We start from the raw sequence: 2966 nt of genomic DNA on the forward strand, positions 1-2966 counted from the left end.
TAGGACCCCTGACGAGGCGTATGCGGCCGATGCGGTGACGAGATTGGCAGCCTGACGGAAACCAGAACCGAGCTTATCCAGGCCGCCAAGCTGTCCGACGAATGGGGGCCACCTCAAACTTGGCGCCGGGCGCGACCAGCCTGCTCGACGTGGCGGTCCCCGGCTGCCGACAGGGCGATCTGGCCGACGCAGCGCTGGCCTCCTCGACCCACTTCTCGAGCTCGACGCGGCGGCCTGGACCAGCAACACGGTCCGGATGATGGCGCGGAACATCTCGCCCGGGGGGACCTTCCATCTGGCGGCCGCCACTCTGTCCGTCGCGATGACGAAGTGGCAGGTACCCTGACCGGTGCGCCATGTTTGGCATTCACCTCACCGCATCGGCCCATTTGCCGTCCTGAGAACCGCCTCGGCGGCATCGCCGGGTACCGCGGCCCCGGCGCCTGGCCTCAGCCCTCCTCGACCGTATAGCCCGAAGCCCGGATGATGGGGCCCCAACGCTCGCGCTCCGAGGCCAGACGCGCGGTGAAGCCGGCCGGCGTGGTGTCCACCGGGTATTGTTCCAGCCGCGCCAGCGCCGCCTGGATCTCCTCGGTCCGCGCCACCCGGGCAATCGCGCCATGCAGGCCGGCGACGACCGGCGCCGGCGTGCCGGCGGGCAGGAAGATGCCGTACCATTCATCGGCGGTGAACTGGCCGTAGCCGAGCTCGGCGAAGCACGGCACGTCCGGCAGGCTGGCGACGCGCCGCGGCGTCGTCACCGCCAGCACCCGCACCCGGCCGGCCCGGTGCTGCTCCACCGCCGTGCCGACCACGGTCATGTAGGCGCCGATGCGCCCCCCGTTGAGATCGGCGAAGATCATGGCGATCTCGCGGTAGGCGACATGCACCAGGTTCATGCCGAGTTCCCTGCCCATCTCGACCGACAGGAAATGCGGCGTCGAACCCGCCGCCGGGCTGGCATAGGGCACATCCGACCGCTGCTTCGCCCAGTCGACGAACTCGGCGAAGGTCTTCGCGGGATGGTTGGCATCCACCACCCAGGCGAAGCCGAAGGACGACAGGCCGGTGACCGGGATGAAGTCGCGCTGCGGGTCGTAGCGCAGCGTGCGGGTATAGATGTAGGGGTAGACCACCATCATGGTTTCCGGCGTCATCAGGACGGTGGTGCCGTCGGCCGGTGCGGCCTTCACCAGCTCGATCCCCAGCCGGGCCGCGGCGCCGGGGCGGTTGTCCACCAGCACCTGCGGCGCATAGAGGCCGCGCAGCCGCTCGGCATAGAGCCGCGCGACGGTGTCCATGACGCCGCCGGCCGAGAAATTGATCACCAGCCGCGCCTGGCGTTCCACCACCTCCGCCCGCGCCCGGCCCGCGGCAAGCCCCAGCATGGCGACGCCGAGCATGGGCCGGCGCCCGATCGTCCTCGTCATTTCCTTGTCTCCCCCCGCGTCAGTCCCGCGCTTCGATCCAACCCGCCACCAGCGCCGCCACCGCGTCGCTGTTCATCTCCAGCATCATCATGTGGCCGTTGCCGTGCAGACCGTGCTGCTCCAGCCTGAGGTGGTCGACCGTGGCGCCGGCCTGGCGCAGGTAGTCGACCACGCCATGGTCCTCGGCCGCCTTCCAGGAGGCCTCGGCGGTGACGACGGCGATTGGGCAGCGCGCCAGGTTCGGCAGGCGGCGGGCCGGCGCGGCCTGCACCAGGCAGTCGCGCAGCCCGGGACCGGGCGCGGGCCGCGGCACGGTCGCCAGTTCGGCCGGGTCGGCCAATGGCGGGTCATAGGTCAGCGGCGCGGCGGTCAGACCCCAGCGCAGCGCGCCGGTCGGCGTCGCGGCGAAGGGCGGGCCGATCGGCTCGATGGCGACGATCGCCCGCACCAGCTCCGGCCGCGCATCTGCGGCGAGCCAGCCGAAGGCGCCCCCGGCCGAATGGGTCAGCAGCACGGCAGGGCCGATGCGGTCGAGCAGCGCCGCCGCAGCGCGCCGCATCCCGGCATGCACCACGGCGAGGTCGGCGCCGGAGGGCCCCTGGCCCGCCATGAACTGGTCGAGCACCTCCTCCCCCGGCGGCCATTGGGTATGCAGCCGGGCCTGGGGGTAGCTCTCCGGCCGCGTCGCCGGCGCGGTGAAGCGGGCGCGCATCATCTCGTAGCTCGGCGGCGGCGTCTGCGGCCCCTGCGCCGGGGCGCGGCCGAGGCCGGGGCGATCGACGACGCAGACCGCATGGCCGCGGTGGAGGAAGGCATCGCTCCAGCCTGGCCGGCCATCCGGCGTGCCCATCCAGTCGAGGCCCTGGCCGCCGCCGCCATGCACCATGACGACGGGCCAGCGATGCCGGCGCTCGGCCGGCACCATGAGGCGGGCGAACATCTGACCCGTCGCGAAGGTCGCCTCGCCCTGCTGCTGCCGCTCCACCCCCACCCAGAAGAAGCCGTTCTCGGCGAGGACCGGCGGCGGCATGGCGCTACAGCCCCCGCATGCCGATGGGACGTCCGAGATGCGCCCGCCCGACATAGGTGGCGAAATCCTCCGGCTGGGCCGAGCTATGGGTGCGGTACATCTGCACGTCGCGGAAGTAGCGCTGCAGGCGGTTGCCCTTCTTCGTGGTGAAGGCGCCGGCGGCATGCAGCAGCGATTCCACCACCTCGCTCGCCAGGGCGCCGCCTTGCTGCAGCATGGCGCGGAGCCGCAGGTTGTCCTCTACGCTGATCGGCGTGCCGTCGCGCGCCCAGCGCTCACACCACTCCATGTAGCGGTGGCAGGCCGAGAGCAGGATGCCCTCCGCCGCATCGGCCTTGGCCAGGGCCAGGCCGATATGCCGCTGGGCATCGTGGTGGTCGGCGCGCAGCGTCGTCGGATCCACCAGCACGGACATGGTCGTGACGATGCGCTCGTACTCGTCGATCGCCGCCCAGGCGGCGCCGAGGATCACCGAGACCAGGGAGGCGTGGTAGGGCCCCATGACC

Annotated in this window: 3 protein-coding genes; all 3 read right to left on the minus strand. The window is 71.8% G+C overall.

Annotation, left to right across the window (positions count from 1 at the left end; translation table 11 throughout):
• Positions 1-449 precede the first annotated feature (449 nt).
• Complete coding sequence (locus Q7A36_RS39175; protein ID WP_305109206.1) at positions 450-1430, minus strand: tripartite tricarboxylate transporter substrate-binding protein; 981 nt, start codon at positions 1428-1430, stop codon at positions 450-452.
• Between the two features lie 19 nt (positions 1431-1449).
• Positions 1450-2460: an alpha/beta hydrolase gene (locus Q7A36_RS39180; RefSeq protein WP_305109207.1), complete on the minus strand. Its 1011-nt coding sequence runs from the start codon at positions 2458-2460 to the stop codon at positions 1450-1452.
• Between the two features lie 4 nt (positions 2461-2464).
• A partial coding sequence (locus Q7A36_RS39185) for an acyl-CoA dehydrogenase family protein (protein ID WP_305109208.1) occupies positions 2465-2966 on the minus strand: 502 nt, incomplete at its 5' end.

The organism is Paracraurococcus lichenis (assembly GCF_030657435.1).
GTDB lineage: Bacteria > Pseudomonadota > Alphaproteobacteria > Acetobacterales > Acetobacteraceae > Paracraurococcus > Paracraurococcus lichenis.

Excerpts from the sequence above, each read along its gene's own strand:
- Q7A36_RS39180 (WP_305109207.1), bottom strand. The coding sequence starts at position 2,460 with ATGCCGCCGCCGGTCCTCGCCGAGAACGGCTTCTTCTGGGTGGGGGTG.
- Q7A36_RS39175 (WP_305109206.1), bottom strand. The coding sequence starts at position 1,430 with ATGACGAGGACGATCGGGCGCCGGCCCATGCTCGGCGTCGCCATGCTG.